Origin of the sequence: Myxococcus sp. AM011 (assembly GCF_013372595.1) — a bacterium.
Classification (GTDB): domain Bacteria; phylum Myxococcota; class Myxococcia; order Myxococcales; family Myxococcaceae; genus Myxococcus; species Myxococcus eversor.
The window spans coordinates 14746-36327 of sequence record NZ_JABXEM010000060.1 but is presented as its reverse complement, the minus strand read 5'-3'; the positions used below and the strand labels follow the sequence as shown (position 1 = coordinate 36327).

Here is a 21582-nt window from a genome sequence, read left to right as displayed (position 1 = left end):
TGCCCACCTGATTCACCCGATTCGCGAGTGAATCGCACCTCCGTGCCGGGTTTATCCCGAAGCCCCGGAGCATCCGGGCGCAGTGCGCGTCACTCGGGACGTACCCGGAAGACGTCCTGACCCGAGGCCAGGGCCTCCATCGCGGGGGCCAGGCGCGGCCGACTCTCCGCCAGGAACTCGGGGAGGATGGCTTCCTCAAGCTTCCGGCGCTGCTCCTTGGGGAGGTCGCCCAGGGACGCATGCGACTGGGCCACGACGCTCCCCGCCCAGCAGCAGGCGTGGTCCGCTTCGTGGATGACCCGTGCGCTCACGTCGCCCAGCACGATGAGCATGTTGTCGTTGCCCTGCCCCTCGATGAGGGGAATGTCCACGTCGCCCAGCAACTGCATGTCGCCCGAGGTGACGAGTCCCGGAGCGGTGACGCGTCCGACGATGGTGACAGACGAGTCGGGACCACAATCGTAGAGGGGCCGCGTGGACTGGACGCTCCCCAGGAACACGAGCGGTGCACGCCACCGCACCGGGCCCGTGAGGACGACGTTCGCGGCGATGACCCGGGGTTCGTTCCAGGCCTGTTCCTCGTCGAGCGTCAGCGTGGGCAGCTCCGCCGGATGGAGCTCTCTCAGGGCGAGCGCCCACACCGCCTGCAGGGTGGGATTGCCCCCTTCGGCCTTCCACTGCGCGGGGCCCTCGCCGGCGACGTTCGCGAACTCCGCGGGAGTGGGGAGCAGCGAAGTCGCCGCGAGCATCTCCCGCTGGGACTCGTTGAGCCGGGAGAGCGCTGTCGTCCAAGCGCGCTCCCAGTCCCGCGGTGTGAAATCAGGCTGATGATCGAGCGACTGCTGCATGACGTGGGGCTTCCTTGCGGTTGAAGGCGCACGGGGACCTACCAGGACTCCCTCGCATCGTCACCCCGACTCGAACGACGTTCGAAACAGCGCGTGGGGAGCGAGGGTCGTTCGGTAGCCGACGAAGACCCGCCTCGCCCCGCGCTGGACCTCCCCGCACCGACCTACCCTGACGCCTCCAATGCGCCGCGCGCCTCACGGGGGGACGCCGCAAGGGAGGATGCAATGACCACCACCGTGGGCGTCAACAAGATGTCTGTCGTGACCAAGGACAGCGACGGCGTCAGCGTCGCCATGCCAGACCTCTGCAAGACGCCGAGTCCCGGCGGGCCGATTCCCATTCCCTATCCCAATGTCGCGGAGTCCCGAGACACCGGGAAGGGAAGCAAGCAAGTCATTGTCGAAGGCAACCCCATGTGCTTGAAGGACTCGCACTTCAGCACGAGCACCGGCGACGAGGCGGGCACGGCTGGCGGGGGCGTGGCGTCCGGCAAGACGAAGGGGAAGGCCGAGTTCATCAACTTCTCCTTCGACGTGAAGGTGGAGGGCCAGAATGTCGCGCGCGCCTTCGACCTGATGCTGCACAACGACAAGAACACGCCACCCGTGCCGCTCATCCAGCCACCCGTCGTTGCCCGGGGAGGCACCGAGGAAGAGCCCAGGTGTCTGTGCTGCCAGAATCCCGTCGACGAGTGATGGCCTCCCATGCCTTCCAGGCTCCAATGGGAAGTATTCGAGGACCATCTCCACGAGGCGGGCTTCCTGTTCACCCAGTGGGAGCGGACGCTTCACTCGCCCAGGTTCACCCTGGAGGAAGTGGCGGAAGGAATCGAGCGTCGCCTGCTCGCGCACCTCGACGCCCTCGTGCTGGGTGGACCCGAAGTCGCAAGAAGGCTGCTCCACCCCGCACTCGAACAAGAGGACGCGGAGACGCGCACCGCCTCCGCCCTGGTGCTGTTGGCCACGGGCGCCGAGAGCGACAGGCACTGCGTCCTGGAGCACTTCGAACACGCGGAGAATGAAGAGCGGGCGTGCTTCCAACGGGCGCTCGAGCTGCGTCCCCTTCCAATCTGCGTTCCTCGCCTTCACGCCTTGCTCGAGTCGCGCGAACCGCGACTCCAGGCCGCCGCGATGGAGGTCCTCGTAGCCTGGCAAGCCGAGCCTGGGCCGCTGTTGAAGTCACTCCTGGTCCATTCCTCGCCCGAGGTGCGTTGCGCCGCCCTGAAAGCCGCGCGCTTCACGAAGGGGCCCATTGAATCCAGGGCCGTGAATGAGGCCCTGGCTGGGGACAATGGCCTCCTGCGGGACAACGCCCTTGTCACCGCGCTCATACTTGGCGTCGACGCTGCCTGGGCACACTGTCGGAGGCTCGCCGCCTCTACCCAGGGGCAAGGTGCGTTGCCGCGACTCCTGATGGGACTCGGAGGTGACGATTCGGACCTGCGCTTCCTGCTGGAGCGCGCCACGTCCCCGGACATTGGACCGTCGTGCTTGTGGGCGCTGGGTTTCAGCGGTCGCATGGAAGCGGCCGAGAAATGCCTGGAGCTGCTCCCGCACGAGACACTCGGGAGTCGGGCGGCGGAGTCCTTCTGCGCCATCACCGGACTCCGGCTCGAGCAGCATTTCCTGTCCCCAACTCCCGGGCGGGAACTCGACGACAGCGAAGTCGAGGTGAGCAGTCCTGAAGACGAGCTTCCTTTCGCAGTCCCCGAGGCTGTTCGTCATTGGTGGGAGACCCACCGCTCGCGATTCCAGAAGAACACTCGCTACCTCCTGGGGTTTCCGCTGACTCCCGCCGGGATCTTCGAGTCCTATCCCTTGGTGCCCATGCGGAGATGTCCTGTCCTCGCCCAGGAAATTCACTTGCGAAGCCGAGGCCGGATTCAGGTCCCCTCTCGGGCCTTCTCCGACAGACAGCGCTCGGCGCTTCGGGATGCGCAAGCACTCGACAAAAGGCTGAACCTGAATCGCCCGATCAAGGAGCTCAGCGACACCGCACGCCCCGCGCTCGAGATGCCCACGCCGCGACGCGTCCCGGAGGCCCACACGCCGACTCGACGGCTCACCGGAAAGCTCGGTATCACCGCGCTGGGAATGGTGTCGCCGATTGGGGATGGCGTCGTCGCCAGTTGCGCGGCCAGTCGGGCGGGCGTCGTCCGCATCAGCGCCCTGGAGGACGTCCAGCTCTGGGACTCGGAGCACCATGAACTCGAGCCCGCCAGAGGGCATGCCATCCCCTGGGTCACCGAGGGGTTCTCCGGCCTCGCGCGCCTGACCGCACTGGCCTCGCAAGCCTTGCTCGATCTTCTTCCGCACACGGGACTTCACGCGAAGTCTCGCTGCGCGCTGTTTCTCGCGGCGCCCAGTGACTTCTACTGGCAGCGGTTCGAGGAACGGGAAGAGCTTCCCTCACGACACACCTCACGCCGAGAACAACTCCAGCACGGTCTGCTTCAGAGAATCTTCGCGACCACTCCTCTTCCGGTTCCTCTTCGGGAACAGGCGCTCTTCTTCGGGGAGGCTGGATTCGTACAAGGGCTCCAGCTTGCCGCACGCCAGCTCGAGTCGGGAGCGGTGGACAGCTGCATCGTCGGAGGGGTCGACAGTCTGGTGGAAGCACGGCACGCAGAGGCGCTCGATGCGCTCGGGCTGCTGAAGGGACCGGACAATCCGGTGGGCTTCCTTCCAGGAGAAGCCGCGGGCTTCATCCTCCTGGAACGAGCAGAGGTCGCTCTTCGTCGCGGAGCCAGGATTCTGGCCATCCTCGACTCTCTCCAAGGGCATGCCGAACCCTTTCACCGCCTGTCACGAACTCCCAGCCTGGGACGGAGTCTGGCGAAGTGCATCCGCGATACGCTGGAGCCATTGCCGGACCATGGTGAAGCTCCTCGGCTCGTCATCGCGACGCTCAATGGCGATGCCTACCGCGCCAACGATTGGGGACACGCGCTCGTACAACTCCGTGCCAACAAGGTCCTGAATCACTCCCGCGAGTGGTACCCCGCAGCCACATTCGGGGAGCTCGGCGCGGCGAGCGGCGCGGCGGGAATCTGCATGGGCGTACGCGGCCTGGAGCGCGGCTATGTCCCCGAGGAAAAAGTCCTGCTCTGGGTCAGCGGCGACGATGGCAGCAGAGGTGCGCTCCATCTCAGTCGTCCGTGAATCGAATCGAGGTGTACCAATGACGTCCAGCAAGCACTGGCGGGAACTCGACCCCGCGGAGAAGCACCCCAAGAAGGACTCTTCCACGGGCTGTCTCTACAAGCACAAGAATGACCACAAACCCAGCAAGCAATACCCGGCCTGCGCCTTCAAGGCCAATGGCTATGACGAAACCAAGGGACTCAGCGTCAAGAGAAACCTCTACGAACTGGATACCAGCGACCCCAGGAAGGGCGCCTGGAAGGTGGGGCCTGGGACCTTCCGAACCGCCGCGGAGCGCTTGAAGGGGCTCACATTCGAACTCCAGGTGGCGGAGGGGCGAATGCCCAAGAGCGGAAAGCGGGATGAGCACCAGCCCGTGAACCCCACGGACAAAAAGGGCGCATGGGACTTCGAGGGTCAGAACTACAAACAGGCCATCCGTCCGTTCTTCAACGAGTACCACCACATCCTTCCCGCCGAGACCGTCTTCGAATGCCTGGACCACGATGAGCTCGTCATTCTCCAGGACGAGATCAAATACAATCTGAACTCCAGAAAGAACATCATCATCCTGCCCTGCATCAAAGCCATCGCCGAAGTGCTTGGGTTGCCGGTGCATCAAGGCCGCCACGGGAAGGATACCCAGTACGCCAAGCGGTGCACAGCCAAGCTCAATGACTTCAAGGACCTGTTTGCCGCCATCAAGAGCCAGGGCTGTCGAGCCACCAAGGCGAAAATAGCCACCGAGACGAAGGCCGAACTCGAGAAATGGCAACAAAAGGAATACTGGCTCATTGTCAGATATGGCCGGACACATCTCGGAGCGCACATCAACGATCTGCCTGCTGCTTTCAAACGGTGACATCTTCCACGAGCGAGACCGACATGAAGTGGTTCATCCTCCAAGACGAAAGTACGAATGAGGCCTTCTGCCAGATCTGGAAGTATCCCAAAGCACTGCTCCAGTTTCATCGACCACGCAGAGGCATCGCCATGGGTTCGGAGTATCCGGCCGGCTTGCGATTCCAGATGGCCCCCGAGGTGAAAGGGAATCTCATCGCCGATGTGGTGCCCAACGCCCTGGGCTACTTCATGGTGTCGAAGCGGATGAAGGAGTTGCTCTCCCAGCACGCCACCGCGGACATCGAGTACCTCCCCTTCTCCCTGCTCAACACCAAGGGCCGCGTCGTGGCCGACGACCTCCATATCGTCAACGTCCTGGGGGCTCGGGATTGGGCGGATATCGACCGGAGCTTCGGCGCCCGGAGGACCAGCCTCGAGGGAGAACGCGAGTTCGGGCGCATCCGGCGCCTCTATCTTCGGGATGATGCGGTGGACCCTTCCACCAACCTCTTCCGACTCGGGGCCATGCCCAAGCTCATCCTCATGCGCGAGGACTTGCGAGAGCATTTCGAGCGCGCCGGGATGACGGGCGCCGTGTTCCACGGCATGGGCGTCAAGGTCGACATCCAATGAGGCACGACCCGCTCGAGCTGGCGCAGACCAACGCCCTGTTTCAGCTCCGACGTGCCCTCGCCACGACAACACAGGGCAAGGAAACCGGAGCCACGTTGGCGTCCATCTCCGTGGCCTATCGCGTCCTCGCCCTCTGCGCGTTGTTGCGCGAGGCCGATTCGAATCGATTCGGGGAGCTGTTGTGCAAGGCAGGGCAGGCCCGACTGCATCTCCTGGAGCGCGCGACCACCGGATTGCAGGTCAGCCCCAGGGCCATGGCCGCCAGCAACGATGTGGGATTCCTCGCCTCGCTCGCGGCGGGCGACCTGCCAACAGCCCGGCGCATCGCCGCGCTGTCCCCAAACACCCCTACCCCTGGCTGGGAGGACGAAGAGGACTTCATCTTTTTTCACTGCCTTCACAGGATGGTCCACCCCACATCCGAAGAAGCAGGACTCCGCCCGATTCTGACGCGCTGGCGGCAGCTCGAAGCAGACAACCCTTCGCCCTTCTTCCAGGTGTGCGCGTCGCTGATGGAGAACGAGTCCTCCCGATTTCAGGCCGCGTTCACGCAGATGCTCGATGCACGCCAGACCCTCATGCGCGAGTACCGGAAGCAACTCAACTTCGACCGCGAGCTGTACGCCACGGAGGGCAAGGTCTACATCAACGGACTCGCGCTCCTTCGGCTCGCGGAATCGCGGGGATTGCCAGGCCGGGAGCACGACGTCCTCATCCCGCGACTCGCGCTCCTGTCGAGCTTCAAGCCGCTCCCAGAGCACGCCTGGCGCGAACCCTGAGGCGCACTCACCTCGCGTCTGTGGAGACGTCGAGCACCAGCTCCAACTGCGACAGCGCGGGATGCGTGAAGCCCGCCCCGAGGAAGAAGCGCTCGCACAGCCCCTCTGGAACGATGGCACCCACCGACACCGTCTTCCCCGGATGCGCGGCGGCCAGGGCTCGCAGCAACCTCCGTCCCGCCCCCTGACCTCGTGACTCGGGCTCCACCACGAGCGACCGCAGTCCCAGCGCCGGTGCGGACACATCCGCCACCACCGCGCAGGCCGGCCCCAACCTGAACGCCTTCACCGGAGACGACAACCCCTGCACCGTCGCCGCATCGAGCTGCCACGGCAACCCGTCCGGCAGCAGCCTGGCGCACTCACCCAAGGCCACCTCTTCCAGTGCCCCCGCCTCCGGTGTCGGCCGCCCCACGAACCCGACGAGCCTCCTCACGCGACGGAAGCCCAGCTTCTCGTAGAGCTTCACCGCGGGCGCATTCTGCTCGATGACCTCCAGCACCATCCGCGAATCCCCTCGCGCCCGCGCCGCCTCCATCAACGGCCTCAACATCGCCCCGCCCAGGCCCTGCCCGCGTCGGCTGGGAATGATGCCCATGCCCGCGACGCGACTGACCTGCCCTCGCCTCGCCATCAACACCAGTCCCGCGAGTTCGCCATCCACTCGGGCAACCCGACTCTCCATGAGCGAGATGTGCTCACTCCGCACCCGCGCATCGAACGCCAGCGGTGCGTCGGGAATCGGGACGAAGTAGCCCTCGAACGAACGAGCGAACAACGTGGACAAGGCCAGGAACGAAAACTCCGCGGCGGGAATGAGGTCCATGCAATGTCGCTCGAACTCCAGGAGGCGCGGTCCATTCCGCGCCACGGCGATGACGCCTGATGTCACTGCCTCGCTGAAGCCCACGACCGCCTCCACCGTCCCGAAGGACCGTGGAGGCGGAGGGCCCTGCTCGCCGCTCAGGTGGTCAGCGAGAAGGTGATGCGGATGCCACCCAACAGATACTCCTCACCATCCGCCACCTGCCGACGGCTGATGCGGGTGTTGTCGAACCACGTGCCGTTCGAGGACTTGAGGTCCTCGATGAAGACGTCGTCACCGTCACGCAGAATCGCCGCGTGCTCTCGGGACACCCTCGCGGACTTCACCATCAGGTCCGCGCTCGGCCCACGGCCGATGATGAACCGCTCTCGCGCGACGAGCACGGGCTCTCCCTCGTCCAGTTTGACGGTCACCTTCAGCTCGGGCGGCGCCTGGACGATGATGGTCTTGTCCGGCCTGACGCCGGAACCTGACTTCCGCTCGTCCTTCGCCTGGGTCACCAACTCGGAGGAATCCTCGTCCGCCAACGCAGGAGGAGCAGGGGCCACCGCGGCGACCTCGCCGGTGTCCTCGTCCTCCTCGTCGTCGCCCGACGCATCTCCATCGGAGTCGGCCGACGACGCATCCTCGTCCTCGTCATCGGAGTCCGCGCCCGAAGCCTCCGCGTCCTTCTCATCCGAGTCGGCGGAGTCCTCGCCCGAATCATCCTCGTCCGCGTCGTCGGAGTCTCCGTCCGAATCCTCCGCGTCGCCCGAGTTCTCGTCGTCGGAGTCAGCGTCATCCGAGTCGTCGGAATCCGAGTCCTCGTCCTCATCACCCGAGTCCTCGTCCGAATCCTCCTCGTCCGAGTCGGCCTCCGGCTTCGCGTCCACGGGTTCGACCCACTGGTCCGCGTCACGCACGAGGTCCCGGACACGCTCGGCGACAGCCGCTCTCAGCGCCTCCACATCGACCGGGGCCTCCGCGACGACAGCGGCCTTCGACTCCTCGGGCGCCGCGTCACTGGCAGAGGCCTCATCCACCACCGGGGCGCCTTCATGCTCGCCGGTCTTGGACTCATCCTCCTCCGCATCAGCCATCTGGACGGCCGCGGGCGCCGGCTTCGGCTCCACGTTCTGCTCGACGTCGCGGACAATCTCCCGGACGCGTTCGACGACCTCGACGCTTGGAGGAGTGCCCTCGCTGGAGGCGGGCTTCGTCTCGACCGGTACTGGCACCGCCTGCACGGGGGCGACGACGGGCGCCGGCCGAGCCACTGGCGCGGGCGCGGCGACAGCCACCGCATCCGTGAGGCTGATCTGCGTCGGCTGGATGAACCCGAACTGACGCGCGAGCGAGAAGACAGCCTGGTTGACGAGGACGTCGCGGTCCACGCCCATCTCCCGGCTCATCGTCTCCAGCGCGGTCCAGAGCGGATCCGCGATTTCGACCTTTCGAGGAGTCCTGTTCATGACTCAGCTCCCCCTCAGGTTGTCCTGCCAGGGAGACACATTGTCGCTGTCAGCCATCCAGTAGAACATCGCCTGCACCTCGCCGTATTGCTGCTCGACGATACCCACCAGATTGGGGTGGACCTCGTCGATGTCGATGCCCTCGAACTTGAAGCTGGCGGCACCCGAAGCCTGCGCGCCCCGGCCGCCCGTCACGCGGCGATCCCTCGCGCGCCACAGTCGCTGACTGGCCATGCCCGCCGCATGTCCGAAGTCCTTCGGCGGCGACAACTTCCGGGGCATCGCGAGCTGCGTCTCACCGCACGCCCACAACAGCCACGTCAGCGCGGCCCAGTCCGCGCGAGCCGTGCGCACCAGGTCCGGCAGGCCCAGCGTCGCCACGGCGAGCGTCTCGTCCACGGAGACCGAGTCCTCGCCAATCTCCACTTCATCCTCCGCCAGCTCCACGGGCCCATCCGGCAGCAGCGCGGACACGTCCGGCGGCATCCAGGGCATGGACGCGCCCGGCTTGAACCGCTTGAGCAGCTCCGCGCGGACCTGCTGCAGCCGCGTCGCGTACTTCTGGACGACGCGCTGGATGGCCTTGAGCTGCTGCGCGGGCTTCTCCGGCAGGTCGTTGTAAGTCGAGTGCGGCGTCTCGTTCGCCGGCCAGAAGTCGAACCGGGGGAAGAGGCAGCGCGCATAGGCCCGCAGGAAGTCCGCCGTGCGAGGCTCCGCCTTCGCCAGCCCGTCGGCGTCCAGCAGCGCATGCTCGTCCATCCCCATGTTCAGCAGGATGAGGCCGCGCGTGAACAGGAACGCCGTCTGCGTCGGGTCGAACAGCAGCGCCGCGTTGACGAAGTCCAGCGCCGCCCGAGGCCGGTCCGTCTGGTCCAACAGCACCGCGTACCCACGCAGCAACATGCCCACGTCGCCACCGTGGATCAGCGTCTCCGACATGGGCGCCCACGAGTCCGCGGCCTTCTCCAGCACCTGACCCGCCGTCGCCTGAGCGTTCTCCGGCGTGCGCGGCAGCGCCACGCGCGCCACCCACTCCTTCAGCGGCCCCACCTGCTGGTCGCTCGAGGCCGCGCGGGCCAGCGCCAGGAGGGCCTCACGGTACTTGCGCGCCGCGATGCACGTGCCCGCGTACTCGTGCCACGCCTCGGCCGACCGGGGCAGATTCGAGAAGACCGGCGACGCCTTCATCTCCTCTTCGCCCTGGGCGACGCCCAGGTCGCGCGTCAGCACCACCTGACGGTCCTTGTCGAACAGCGTCCAGGTGCCGCAGGCGTCGTCGCCCTCGAACCGCCCTTCGTCGAACATCACCCGAGCGTCCAGGTACTCGTCCTTCGCCAGCGAGCGGTAGACGCCATGGCGATTGCCATCGACGAACTCGCCCTCCCAGAGCAGCTCACCGTCAGGCGTCCAGAACCGCGCCAGCCCGTGGCGCTCGCCCGCGGCGTTCAGGTGCACGTGGGACCACTGATTCAGGTCCTCGCGCAGCTCCGCCTCCACCGGAACTCCGGCGGGACGGTCCGGGTACAACTCCCCCGTCGAAGGCACCACGCGGCGGTCCTCGCCGTCGAAGTGCTTCACTCCGACCACGCGGCCGTGGTCATACGTCATGACCGTCTTGCGAACCCTCTCCGAGACGCCGTTCTCATGCATGCGCTCGGTGGTGAACTTGTCCGAGGCGAACCACGTGCGAGGGCCGTGCAGCTCCCCCTTCACGAACTCGCCGTCCTGGGACACCTCGCCGCTCTCGTGGAAGCGCTTGAAGGGACCGTGCGGCTTGCCGTGTTCGAGCGTGCACTCGTTGCAGAGCGTGCCGTCCGCGCGCCAGTACCGATAGGGCCCGTGGTTGCGACCCTTGGCGTCCTTGCCTCCGTGGACCCACTCGCTGTCGCCGTCATCCCATTCCGCGTCGGGATGGACGCCGGGAGGGACGATGCCCTGCTCGGTGAGCTTCTTGTTCTCCTCGGCCTGACGGGCCACGGCGGCGTCCAGCGTCTTCAGCGACTTGACCAGCATGTCCAGCCGCGCCGGCGACATCGCGCCACTGGAGCGGTGGACCACGGCGCCGTCCTTGAACGCCATGAGCGTGGGAATCGACTGAATCTCGAACCGGCCCGACAGCTCCTGCTCCGCTTCGGTGTCGACCTTGCCGAACACGACGTCCGGATGCTTCGCCGAGGTGGCCGCGTAGGTGGGGGCGAAGGCGCGGCAGGGACCGCACCACTCCGCCCAGAAGTCCACCAGGACCAGACCCGGCTTGCCAGTCGTCTGCTCGAAGGTCTCGGCCGTCAAATCGACGGGGTGCTCACTCACGATGGTGCCTCGGATTGCGAATGGAAGTCGGCTGCTTGTAGTCAAACCCATCGCCTTGCGCCAGCAGCGGCTGCCCCTCCCACGCACTCATCCGGTTCTTCGAAAACGAGACGAAGCCCCTTATGCTGCGAACCGTGCACCCGTCCTTTTCCAGTCTCGCGCTGGCGGTCCTCCTCGCGCTCGCCCCCTCGACGCACGCCCTGGCCCAGGCCGCCGAGGATGCGCCCCGTCTGAATGAGCTGCGGTTCGACTGGGCTCGAGATGGCGTCATCACCGGCTCGGCCGCGGTGCTCTGGATTTCGAGCGAGGCCTTCTTCAAGAGCGACCTGGCGCCGGCGACGTGCCGCTGGTGCGACCGGGCACCGGATGGGACGGACACCCTCAACCGCGTGGACCGTTGGGGCCGGGGGCTCGCTGGGAACACGGAGGCCTCGCGACACCGGGCGGGGACGTGGAGCAACATCCTGGGCTTCGGTGTCCTGCCTGTCGGAGTGATGGGCCTCCAGTTCGCGATGGGACGCGCCTCGGACAGCCCGGACCGGTTCTTCGCCCAGGACGCGACCATCATCCTGGAGAGCGCCATGCTGGCGACGCTGGCCAACCAGACGGTGAAGTTCCTCGTCGGGCGCGAGCGCCCCTTCGTCCACGTGCTGCCGGAAGACCAGAAGGGCCTCACCGAACAGCCGAGCGACAACAACCTGTCGTTCTATAGCGGACACACCAACCTCGCCTTCGCACTCGTGGTGTCCGCCGGCACGGTGGCCGCGCTGCGCGGCTACGAGAATCAGGCGTGGATCTGGGCAGTAGGGCTGCCGCTGGCGACCTCCGTGGGCCTGCTGCGCATGGGCGCGGACAAGCACTATCTCACCGACGTGGCCACCGGGGCCGTGCTGGGCGCGGCCTTCGGCGTGGCGGTCCCCCTCCTGCTGCACGGGCGCACTGGCACCGTGGAAGCCGGCGCCTCTCGCAAGCCTTCGTCCGCCGCCCGGTTGATGCCCGTCGCCGGCGCGCGCATGGCTGGCATCTCGGGCATCTTCTGAGCCCCGTCGCCCAGGGGGGAAGGCCCCTCGCGGCGTCGCCTCTCATGCGCGCCGCAAGTCCCCTCGCGCGAGCAGCTCGCCTCGCGTGGCTCGGAGGAATCGCCGCGCTGCTGCTCGTGACGGGCTGTCAGTCCGCGCGACAGTTCGCGCCCACCTATCTGCTGGTCCCTCCAGAGCCGGTGGCGGTGACGCCGCCCCTGTGGGGCACGCTCGAAGTGGGACCGTGGAACGTGGGGCTGCGCGTGCGACCCATCCCTCCGGACACGGCGGACGCGTCCGCGCTCCAGCTCACCCTCTGGTATCCCGCGCGCGGCGGAGACCCGACGCTCCGCGTGCATTACAGGGACTATGTGGGGCTCAGCAGCACCGAGGAACATCCCGAGGCCACGGGCGACGCGCGGCTCGCGAACGACGCGGTGACGCAGTACGAGCAACGCCTCATCGACCATGGAGTCCCCGAGGAGAGCACCAGCGCCTGGCTCGACTCACCCATGGCCGCCGTGCCCGATGCGCCACCCGCGCCGGGCCGATTCCCACTGGTGCTGATGGCCCAGGGGCGCGACCAGTCCGCCCATCATCAGGCCGTGCTGGCCGAGTACCTGGCGAGCCATGGCTACGTCGTGGCGACCATCCCGTCGACGACACGTCGCGAGCCTCCGGGGTCGGACCTGGACGTGCTCGCCACCGCGCGGACCCAGGCGCACTCGCTCGAGCGCGTGCTGCGCTTCCTCCAGTCGGACAGCCGCATCGATGCGTCGCGCGTGGCGGTGGTGGGACACAGCCTGGGGGCTCGCGCCGCGTTCCTCTTCGTGCTCGCGCATCCCGAGTCCGCCGCCCTGGTGAGCCTGGACGGAGGCCTCGCGAATCAGGCGGGCAAGGACTGGCTGACGGGCCTGCCGGACTTCCGCGCGGACAGCTACCGCGTCCCGCTGCTCCACGTGTACCAGGAAGGAGATGCGGCGATGGTGCCCGACTTCGGGTTGCTGGAGTCACTGCGTGGCGCGGAGCGGTGGCGGCTTCGAATCACGGGGATGCGTCACCTGGACTTCACGAGCGTGGGCGCGGCCTCGCTGCTGGCCCCCGGCCTCGCACCCGTGGGGTCCTCCGAGGACATCGCCCGGGGCTGGGCCACGATGGCGAGCGCCACCCGTGGGTTCCTCGATGCGAACGTGCGACGCAGGCCCATCATCCCCGGAGCGCCGCCACCTCCGCCGAGCGCGCTCGCGACGCCGGACGCGCAGTGGTCGCTCACACACTGGGCCGTGGGACAGCCCTGAGCGGCGCTACATCACTCCGGCCGGAGCGTCATCGCCGTTGGACTCGCTCTCCACGGGGAGGGGCGGCAGTGCCGACATGTCCCAGCGCTGGCCTGCCTCCCACGCGACGTGGCCGGAGGTGCCCCACCCCACGCGCTGGACGGTGGTGCCCTCGTACTCCAGCCAGAAGACCGACTCTTCCGAGCGGGTGGCCTGGTCCAGACAAGCGATGCGCGTCGCCGGCCGCCCGACGCCCTCCAGCGTCACCGCGAAGGACTTGTGCGAGTGGCCACACAGCAGCCACTTCGGCTGCACCGTGTCCACCAGGCGCCGCGTCACCGCGTTCCCAATCCAGTACGAAGGCAGGGGCCTGGGCGGCGAGGGGTTCTCCTCCCGGGCGCGCTGGACGATGCCTCGGGGCCACTCGTGGACGAGCATCAGGTCCACGTCCCGCAGCGACATCACCCGGTCCACCTCCGCCGTGCGGAAGTACCCCGCCTGCTTCATGAGGTCCTGGGTGATGGGGCGCTTCAGGGGCTGGTCGATGAAGCGCGGCGCGTGGATGCCGGAGAGGTACGCCACGCGGAGCCCGCACAGCTCCCGCACGCCGGCGCGGCCCAGATAGGAGACGCCCGGCGCCAGCTCGCCTCCGTCCAGGAAGTCGTGCAGCGCCTCGAAGTCCTCGTTGTTGCCGCCGATGAAGTACAGCGGTCGCTTCACGCGGCGGAGGCCGTCGGCGTACTCGGCGAACTCCGCGGGCATGGTCCGCTTGGCGGCCTTGCGGCGATGGTCATCCGCGCGGCGGAACGCCTCCACGTCCCCCACCGCCAGCACCATTCCCACGCGCCGCCCACGCGACTCCTCCAGCGCGTCCATCCACGTCTCCACGCGGTGGAAGCGACCGTGGACGTCACCCAGGGCAGCAACCAAGAGGGTCTCCGGCATCGCGCCCGAAAGGGTGCACCCGCGCATCCACCCTGTCGAGTCATCCGTGCCCCAGGGGACCTACCGCTGACTGAAAACCCACACTTCGGAGGGCGGGGCCCGGCCTCCGGCCTCGGGCTTAATCACAGACATCATCGACCCGGTCCGCACCTCCCTCGCCGCGCGATGAGTCGGACAGGCCCCCGGGAACGCGAAACGCCGCGCCCCACCCGAAGGTGAAGCGCGGCGCCGTCACCGCCTCGCGAGCAATCGTTAGTTGCAGCCCAGCGGGTACGTCACCTCCACCAGCGAGCCCGGCGCGGGTGCCGCGTCACGGTCGAAGATGATGGTGTTGGTGCGAGCGTCGTAGTGCCAGCCGGACGTCACCTGCACGCCGTCCACCTCGACGACGATGCGCGTGGAGTCGGCGGGAATCTCCGACAGCGGGAAGTTGCGGTTGGGACCGAAGGCGCTGTTCGACAGCTTCTCCAGCGACGAGGCCCAGTTCGGCGTGCAGATGCTCTCCACCACGCCGCCCGTCGCGTTCGCCAGTTGGATGTAGCGGCTGCCGGAGCTGCTCGACGTCGGGCAGGTGGCCAGGTCCATGGGGCCGACAATCGCGTTGATGCTGAGCTTGGACTTGTCGTTGCCCTTCAGCGCCAGGAAGTACGTCTCGTAGAAGGACACCGGCTGCGAGCTGAAGTCCTCCTCGTCCGAGAGGAAGATGATGGCCAGCTTCGCCTCCTCGCGAAGGAAGCCACCGTTGCCGTCGTTGGGCAGCGGGGTGCGGCCGTCGTCCTGGTTGTAGAGCAGCGGGTCAGACAGGGCGCGGTGCGCCGCGTCCAGGCCCTGCTCGTTCCAGTGACACACGCCCACCTGCGTGTTGGCGGCGAAGACCCCCGCCGCGTCCGGCGTGTCCGGGGTGATGATGCGAGCCCGCGAGCCGTCCACCGGGAACAGGCGCCCGTTCTCTCCGCCCTGCGCGCCACCCGGGCACTCGGACCAGCCGCCCGGGGACGAGTCCAGGCCCGTCGTGGTGACGCCGATGCGGTAGTCCACCGCCGCCGCGCTCGCCGCGCTCAGGAAGGCCGCGAAGTTCTGACCCAGGCTCTGCTGCTCCTCCATCATCGAGCCGGAGTTATCCACCACGAAGAGCACGTCCACCTTCGCCTTCGACTCCTGGAAGAAGCGGTCCGTCTGCTCCGCCTTCGTCACGCCCCGGCCCACCAGGCCCGCCGTGTACTCACCGCCATCCTCCAGCCGGAAGCGCACCGCCGCCGCGTCATCCCCGTCGTCAATCGGCGTGTAGCGCGCCGTCAGCTTCACCCGAGCGCCCGGCGCAATCGTCGCCGGGAAGGAGTTGGCCGGCGTCACCCCGAACTCGCTGCCCGTCTGCTCCAGCTCCATGCCCGCGACCTTCACGGGACCGATGCACTCGTTGATGGCCACGAGCTCCCGCGAGCGCGGGCCGCACGACAGCTTGGTGATGCCGAAGTCCACCGTGGTGGGCTGCACCGCGAAGCAGCCCTTCACTCCTTCACCCACGAGCGTCACCAGCGGGTGTCCCAGCGACGGGTGGTTCACCCACGCCTCCGCGAGGCCCTCGAAGGCGCCCTCCGCCTCCGGCTTGAAGCGCACCACGAGCGTGGCCTTCTGGTTGGGCAGCAGCACCCCGTTGGGCACCGCCGTGGCCACGAAGGACGGGTCCGAACCCGCCACCAGTTGCATCGACGCCAGGTAGCACGCCTCCGTGCCGGTGTTGCGCAGCGACACGCCGAGCGACACCTCCGCGCCCACCGGCACCTTGCCGAAGCGAAGCTGCGTCGGCAGCGCGTACTGGCACGGCTTGAAGGCGCGCCCCTCGCCCTTCAGCGACACCGCCTCCGTGGACGTCATGCTCCCCGCCCGCACCGTGACGGCGAGCTGGCCTTCACTGACTCCCGCCGAGCCCACGCGAGGGCTGAACGTCACGCCCACGAAGGCCGACTGGCCGGACGGCACCGTCACGCTGGCCGGCGCCTGCGCCAGGGTGAAGTAGCCGCCCTGCGCCGTGTCCAGCCGCAGGTTGTTGACGAGCACGCTGTCACGGCAGCGGTTGATGACCTCCACCGAGCGCGTCGCCGTCATCCCTTCCGCCACCACGCCGAAGTCCACCTTGCGCGGCAGCACCGCCACGCACGACGTGCCACCCTCGCCCGTCAGCGACACCTTGGGGCCCGGCGCGGTGGAGCCCTGCTCCCGAACACCCACCTCCACCCGGCCCTCACCCGCGCGCCCCAGCACCACGGGCGTGAAGGCCACTCGAATCTCCACGCTGGCGCTCGGCGCCAGCATGCCGCCGCTCAGCACCGGCTCACTCACCACGCGGTAGACACCACCGGGGTTCGCCTGAAGCTCGACGCCGGACCAGCGCAGCGGCTCCGTGCCCTGGTTGCGCACGGTGATGGACTGCTCCGCGCTGGCACCCAGCGCCACGCGCCCGAAGTCCAGCCGCAGCGGCGTCACCTCCAGTTTGGAGGCCACGCCCGTGCCCTTGAGCGGCACCACCGCCGGCTCGCACCCGTCGCACACGACAACGCGCAGCTCCGCCGTCGCCGAGCCCAGCCGCCGCGGCGCGAAGGCCACCGACAGCACGCGCTGCTCACCCGGGGCCAGCATCTCCGGCTCGCCGCGCTCCGCGGTGAACTGGTCCGCGTCCGCGCCCTGGACGGACACCCCCAGCGGCGTGTCCACGTCCGACGTGTTGCGCACCGTCACCTGCCGCATCTCCACGAAGCCCATGGACACGTTGCCGAAGTCCAGCTCCGTTTCGGGCACCTCCAGGAAGGCCTTCACGCCCCGCCCGGACACCGGCACCTCGCCCCGCGAGTCCGCGTCGGTGATGAGCTCCAGCGAGCCCTGCACCGTGCCCTCGACGTCGGGCTTGAAGTGCACCTCGATTTCGCGCTCCGCGCCCGCGCCCAGGGTGAAGGCCTCGAACGGCGGCACCGACACATTGGGAATGCTGGAGAGGGCGCCTTCCACGCGGTACGCCGCGCGGCCACCGTTGGTCAGCTTCAGCTTGAAGCTCTTCGTCCGCCCCAACGCCGAGGCGCCGAAGTCGATGGTCTCGGGACGCACCAGGAAGGCGCTCTTCGCGCGCTGCGACGACGGACGATCACAGCCCATCCCCAGGACCAACGCCGCCGCCACCCACGCCACCCAAAACACACGTCGCATACCAGCCTCCCCACGACTTCCCCGAGCCCGGCCCCGCGCGATCTCGTACCGCGCGATTCCGGCGGAGGGGGCGCTCTGCAACCCGAGTGCCCGGTTGCGGAGGGGCGACGAAGTCCACCGGCCAACGTGGCAAGCCTTGGGCCTGCCTGGGAAACGCGTTTCTCCACCGTGGGAACGACATTTCCCACGTGCGGGGTGGGACTGGAATTCCTTCAGGAACGGCGGGTAGCAACCAGGAGAAACCGGTGCCCTGCCCGCGGCTCACGGCGCGGTGCGGGCCGGCGTCGCGCGCCAGCGCTCCAGCATTCCCGTGCCCCAGAGCACACCCACCATGCACACCAGGGCACCCGTCACGGCCAGCGGCGAGACGGCCTCGCCCAACAGCACCGCGCCCAGCACCCACGAGAAGACGGGCGTGAGCTGCGTGGCGACCCCGCCGGCTACCGCGGTGACGTAGCCGAACGCATACGTGAAGGTCATCTGCGCCACCACGGAGGTCAAACCCACGCCCAGCAGAGGAAGCGCGACATCCCAGCCGAGCGGCCTCCAGTCGTGCAGCGCGAAGGGAAGGCTGAACAAGAGGCCGAAGAGACAGAAGGAGAGGAAGACGGTGGCCGCATCCGTCTCGTGGCGAAGCGCGCGCACCACGACGACGGCCGCGCCGCCGAAGACGCCCCGGAGCACCCAGAGCGGCAGGCGACCGAAGCGCGGCCTGCGCCCCATCGCCGGATAGTAGGCGGCGAGGAAGAGCAGGCCGATGAGGAAGCGGCCGGACGCCACCTGCCCTGGCGACAGACGGCCGGAGAGCAGGCGGGTGCACAGCGCCATCACCGCGAACAGCACGCTCGAGAAGACGAGCAGCGGCGCGCCGCGATAACGCACGGGGAGGACCCAGCGGGGTGTCATGGAGGGCGCCCCCTCTATCGGATTCCCCGCCCTTCCTCCAGTGCGCCACAGCCGGCCGTCCGGTGTCCTGCCCAGGGGGGAGTGTGGGCGCAACGCCGCGCGTTGAGGACCATCCACCCACCGTGACGAGTTTTCCCACTACCGGAACACCCATTCAGTGGTAGATCGCCCGCCCATCATGTCCGAGCCCGACGTCATTTCCCTGAGAGGCGCCAAGGAGCACAACCTCAAGAACGTCTCCCTGGATATCCCAAAGAAGAAGCTGGTCGTCTTCACGGGAGTCTCGGGGTCCGGCAAGAGCTCGCTCGCCTTCGACACGCTCTACGCGGAAGGTCAGCGGCGCTATGTCGAGAGCCTCTCCGCCTATGCCCGCCAGTTCCTCGGGCAGATGGAGAAGCCCAAGTACGACACCATCCGGGGCCTGTCGCCCACCATCTCCATCGAGCAGAAGGCGGCGAGCAACAACCCGCGCTCGACGGTGGGCACCGTCACCGAGGTGCACGACTACCTGCGCGTGCTCTATGCCTCCATCGGCGTGCAGCACTGCCCCAACTGCGGGCGCAAGGTGGGCAAGCAGAGCGCCCAGCAGATCGTCGACGAAATCCTGAAGATGCCCGCGGGCAGCAAGGTGCAGGTGCTGGCGCCGCTCGTGACGAACCGCAAGGGCGAGCACAAGGATTTGCTCACCGAGGCGCAGAAGCGCGGCTTCTCCCGCGCGCGCATCGACGGGAAGCTCAAGAGCCTGGAGGAGCGCGTCGAGTTGGACAAGAAGTCCAAGCACGACATCGAGCTGGTCATCGACCGGCTGGTGCTCAAGGCGGACATCAAGACGCGCCTCACCGACTCGGTGGAGACGGCGCTGCGCGAGGGCAAGGGCACCCTCATCATCACCGACGAGACGGGCGCGTCCACGTCGGACCGGGTGATGAGCGAGCTCAATGCGTGCCCCGCCTGCGGCATCTCCTTCGGCGATTTGACGCCCGCGTCGTTCTCCTTCAACAACCCGCTGGGCATGTGCACGGACTGCAACGGCCTGGGCACGCGGCCGGAGATGGACCCGGACCTCATCGTCCCGGACCCGTCTCGCAGCGTCCGTGACGGCGCGATTGAGCCCTGGGCCAGCGGCATGAATCGCGGCGAGGGCTGGACGGCGGACTTCGTGGAGAGCCTGGCCAAGGCGTTCAAGATTGACCTCGACGTGCCCTACGGGAAGCTGTCCAAGCGCGAGCGCGACACGCTGATGAACGGCGGCAAGGGCAAGAGCTTCACCGTCGAGTGGGGCGAGGGCGGCCAGTACAAGATGGAGTGGGAGGGCCTGGTCGAGCGCTTGATGCGCAACTTCAAGACCACGACGTCCGAGGCCCGGCGCACCGAGCTGCAGAAGTACTTCAGCAACAAGCCCTGCCCCACCTGCGCGGGCGAGCGCCTCAAGCCGGAGAGCCGCGCGGTGAAGGTGCACGGGCACTCGATTGTCGCCCTGAGCCGGCTGACCATCTCCGACGCGCTCGGGTTCCTGGGCGAGCTGGGGTTGACGGCGCAGGAGCGGAAGATCGCCACGGAGCTCTTGAAGGAGATTCGCAGCCGCCTGTCCTTCCTGGTCGACGTGGGCCTGGGCTACCTCATGCTGGACCGCACCGCGTCCACGCTGTCGGGTGGTGAGAGCCAGCGCATCCGGCTGGCGTCGCAGATGGGCAGCGAGCTGACGGGCGTCATCTACATCCTGGACGAGCCCTCCATCGGCCTGCACCAGCGCGACAACGGCAAGCTGTTGACGACGCTCAAGCGCCTGCGCGATTTGGGCAACTCCGTCATCGTCGTGGAGCACGACGAGGAGACGATGGAGGAGGCGGACTGGCTGGTGGACTTCGGCCCGGGCGCCGGCGAGCTGGGGGGCGAAGTGGTGTCCCAGGGCACGCCGAAGCAGGTGATGGCGGACGAGAACAGCACCACGGGCGGCTACCTGTCCGGACGGCTGGAGATTGAAATCCCCGAGCAGCGCCGCGCACTCAATCCCAAACACCAGCTGGTGATTCAGGGGGCGAAGGAGAACAATCTGCGCGACGTGGACGCGGTGATTCCGCTGGGCGTCTTCACCGCCGTCACCGGCGTGTCGGGCGCCGGCAAGTCCACGCTCATCAACGAGATTCTCTACCCCGCGCTGGCCAAGCATCTCTACGACAGCCGCGAGTCCCCCGGGAAGCACAAGGCCGTGCTGGGCTTCGAGCACCTGGACAAGGTCATCGACATCGACCAGCGGCCCATCGGCCGCACCCCGCGAAGCAACCCCGCCACGTACACCAAGCTGTTCGACGCCATCCGCGACGTGTTCGCGATGACGCCGGAGGCGCGCACGTTCGGCTACGGCCCGGGCCGCTTCAGCTTCAACGTCAAGGGCGGCCGCTGCGAGTCGTGCGAGGGCGACGGCGTCAAGCTGGTGGAGATGCACTTCCTGGCGGACGTGTACGTGCCCTGCGAGGTCTGCGCCGGCAAGCGCTTCAACGAGGCGACGCTGCGCGTGCGCTACAAGGGGAAGAACATCGCGGAGACGCTCGACATGAGCGTGCGCGAGGCCATGGAGCACTTCTCCGCGCACAAGGACATCAAGCGCGTGCTCCAGACGCTGGGTGACGTGGGCCTGGGCTACATCCGCCTGGGACAGCCCTCCCCCACCCTGTCAGGCGGCGAGGCCCAGCGAATCAAGCTGGCCCGGGAGCTGGCGCGCGTGGCCACCGGCCGCACGCTCTACATCCTCGACGAGCCCACCACGGGCCTGCACTTCGAGGACATCCGCAAGCTGCTCTCCGTGCTCAACCGACTGGTGGAGGCAGGCAACAGCGTGCTCGTCATCGAGCACAACCTGGATGTCATCAAGAGCGCGGACTGGCTCATCGACATGGGCCCCGAGGGCGGCGCGGGCGGCGGACAGGTGCTCGCCGTAGGGACGCCGGAGAGCGTCGCCAAAGTCCAGGGAAGCCACACCGGCCGCTACCTGGCGCACGTGCTGGGCAAGTCACGGCGCGCGCGCGTCGGCAAGCGCGTGGACGGCTCCACGCCCTTGAAACACGGCGCACTGGGCTGACCACTCCGGCCGCTCTTCCGAAACATGGAGCGGGGGGCTGGGGTGCCTTCATTCACCCCAACCCCCCGTCCACCTTGGAGGAAGCCTTCACAGGAGGGGTCTGAGACGCGAAATCAGTTTCAACCGTGTGTCTCATTCTAGGCCCCCATCAATTCCTGTCAAACCAGCGCAGGCCGCTTAAGGTGTATCAATAAACACGCACCGCCACCGGAACGCGGCGTTGGGCAGACAAGAGATTTCCGGTGCGGTTGCGCGGTGGCGAGCAGGCTGGGAGCCCGCACCGGGTGAAGGCAGGCGGACCGCGAGGCCGTCCGGAGGCCGCCC

15 protein-coding genes are annotated in these 21582 nt (G+C 67.7%); 8 read left to right on the top strand and 7 right to left on the bottom strand.

Annotated features, from left to right (window positions below; translation table 11 throughout):
- Nucleotides 1-89: 89 nt before the first annotated feature.
- Nucleotides 90-848, bottom strand: coding sequence for a hypothetical protein (locus HUW62_RS15125; RefSeq protein WP_163868360.1), 759 nt, complete (start codon nucleotides 846-848; stop codon nucleotides 90-92).
- Between the two features lie 225 nt (nucleotides 849-1073).
- On the opposite strand from HUW62_RS15125, the gene HUW62_RS15120 reads away from it, so the two are divergent.
- From HUW62_RS15120 to HUW62_RS15100, 5 genes are all read left to right on the top strand, one after another.
- Nucleotides 1074-1544, top strand: a complete 471-nt coding sequence (locus HUW62_RS15120) for a DUF4150 domain-containing protein (protein ID WP_163868359.1) — start codon at nucleotides 1074-1076, stop codon at nucleotides 1542-1544.
- A 9-nt stretch (nucleotides 1545-1553) separates the two neighbouring features.
- On the top strand, nucleotides 1554-4010 hold the full coding sequence (locus HUW62_RS15115; protein ID WP_176434866.1) for a TIGR02270 family protein: 2457 nt from the start codon (nucleotides 1554-1556) through the stop codon (nucleotides 4008-4010).
- Between the two features lie 19 nt (nucleotides 4011-4029).
- Complete coding sequence (locus HUW62_RS15110; RefSeq protein WP_176434865.1) at nucleotides 4030-4854, top strand: AHH domain-containing protein; 825 nt, start codon at nucleotides 4030-4032, stop codon at nucleotides 4852-4854.
- On the top strand, nucleotides 4761-5468 hold the full coding sequence (locus HUW62_RS15105) for a DUF1629 domain-containing protein (protein ID WP_338041951.1): 708 nt from the start codon (nucleotides 4761-4763) through the stop codon (nucleotides 5466-5468). Before HUW62_RS15110 ends, HUW62_RS15105 begins: the two co-directional genes overlap by 94 nt.
- Before the next feature lie 95 nt (nucleotides 5469-5563).
- Nucleotides 5564-6247, top strand: a complete 684-nt coding sequence (locus HUW62_RS15100) for an immunity 49 family protein (protein ID WP_217911333.1) — start codon at nucleotides 5564-5566, stop codon at nucleotides 6245-6247.
- A 7-nt stretch (nucleotides 6248-6254) separates the two neighbouring features.
- Here the strand turns inward: HUW62_RS15100 and HUW62_RS15095 are convergent, their stop codons facing one another.
- The 3 genes from HUW62_RS15095 to HUW62_RS15085 all read right to left on the bottom strand — a co-directional run bounded on the left by HUW62_RS15095 (nucleotide 6255) and on the right by HUW62_RS15085 (nucleotide 10834).
- Nucleotides 6255-7073, bottom strand: coding sequence for a GNAT family N-acetyltransferase (locus HUW62_RS15095; protein WP_176434863.1), 819 nt, complete (start codon nucleotides 7071-7073; stop codon nucleotides 6255-6257).
- A 137-nt stretch (nucleotides 7074-7210) separates the two neighbouring features.
- Nucleotides 7211-8524, bottom strand: a complete 1314-nt coding sequence (locus HUW62_RS15090; RefSeq protein ID WP_255203444.1) for an FHA domain-containing protein — start codon at nucleotides 8522-8524, stop codon at nucleotides 7211-7213.
- A gap of 3 nt (nucleotides 8525-8527) precedes the next feature.
- Entirely contained in the window at nucleotides 8528-10834 is a 2307-nt protein-coding gene (locus HUW62_RS15085) for a thioredoxin domain-containing protein (RefSeq protein WP_176434862.1), read from the bottom strand.
- Between the two features lie 122 nt (nucleotides 10835-10956).
- Between HUW62_RS15085 and HUW62_RS15080 the strand changes: the two genes are divergently transcribed.
- A complete protein-coding gene (locus tag HUW62_RS15080) occupies nucleotides 10957-11874 on the top strand; it encodes a phosphatase PAP2 family protein (protein WP_176434861.1) in 918 nt (305 codons plus the stop codon).
- A 44-nt stretch (nucleotides 11875-11918) separates the two neighbouring features.
- Nucleotides 11919-13151 carry a dienelactone hydrolase family protein gene (locus HUW62_RS15075; protein ID WP_176434860.1) on the top strand — a complete coding sequence of 411 codons (1233 nt, stop codon included), beginning with the start codon at nucleotides 11919-11921 and terminating at the stop codon, nucleotides 13149-13151.
- Nucleotides 13152-13157: 6 nt separating this feature from the next.
- Here the strand turns inward: HUW62_RS15075 and HUW62_RS15070 are convergent, their stop codons facing one another.
- From HUW62_RS15070 to HUW62_RS15060, 3 genes are all read right to left on the bottom strand, one after another.
- Nucleotides 13158-14075 carry a metallophosphoesterase gene (locus HUW62_RS15070; RefSeq protein ID WP_163868499.1) on the bottom strand — a complete coding sequence of 306 codons (918 nt, stop codon included), beginning with the start codon at nucleotides 14073-14075 and terminating at the stop codon, nucleotides 13158-13160.
- Between the two features lie 252 nt (nucleotides 14076-14327).
- Nucleotides 14328-17273 (bottom strand): choice-of-anchor D domain-containing protein, encoded by a 2946-nt coding sequence (locus HUW62_RS15065; RefSeq protein ID WP_176434859.1) that lies wholly within the window; start codon nucleotides 17271-17273, stop codon nucleotides 14328-14330.
- A gap of 261 nt (nucleotides 17274-17534) precedes the next feature.
- Complete coding sequence (locus HUW62_RS15060) at nucleotides 17535-18179, bottom strand: DMT family transporter (RefSeq protein WP_176434858.1); 645 nt, start codon at nucleotides 18177-18179, stop codon at nucleotides 17535-17537.
- 178 nt (nucleotides 18180-18357) lie between these two features.
- Between HUW62_RS15060 and uvrA the strand changes: the two genes are divergently transcribed.
- Entirely contained in the window at nucleotides 18358-21258 is a 2901-nt protein-coding gene (uvrA, locus tag HUW62_RS15055) for an excinuclease ABC subunit UvrA (protein ID WP_176434857.1), read from the top strand.
- The last annotated feature ends 324 nt before the right edge of the window (nucleotides 21259-21582 follow it).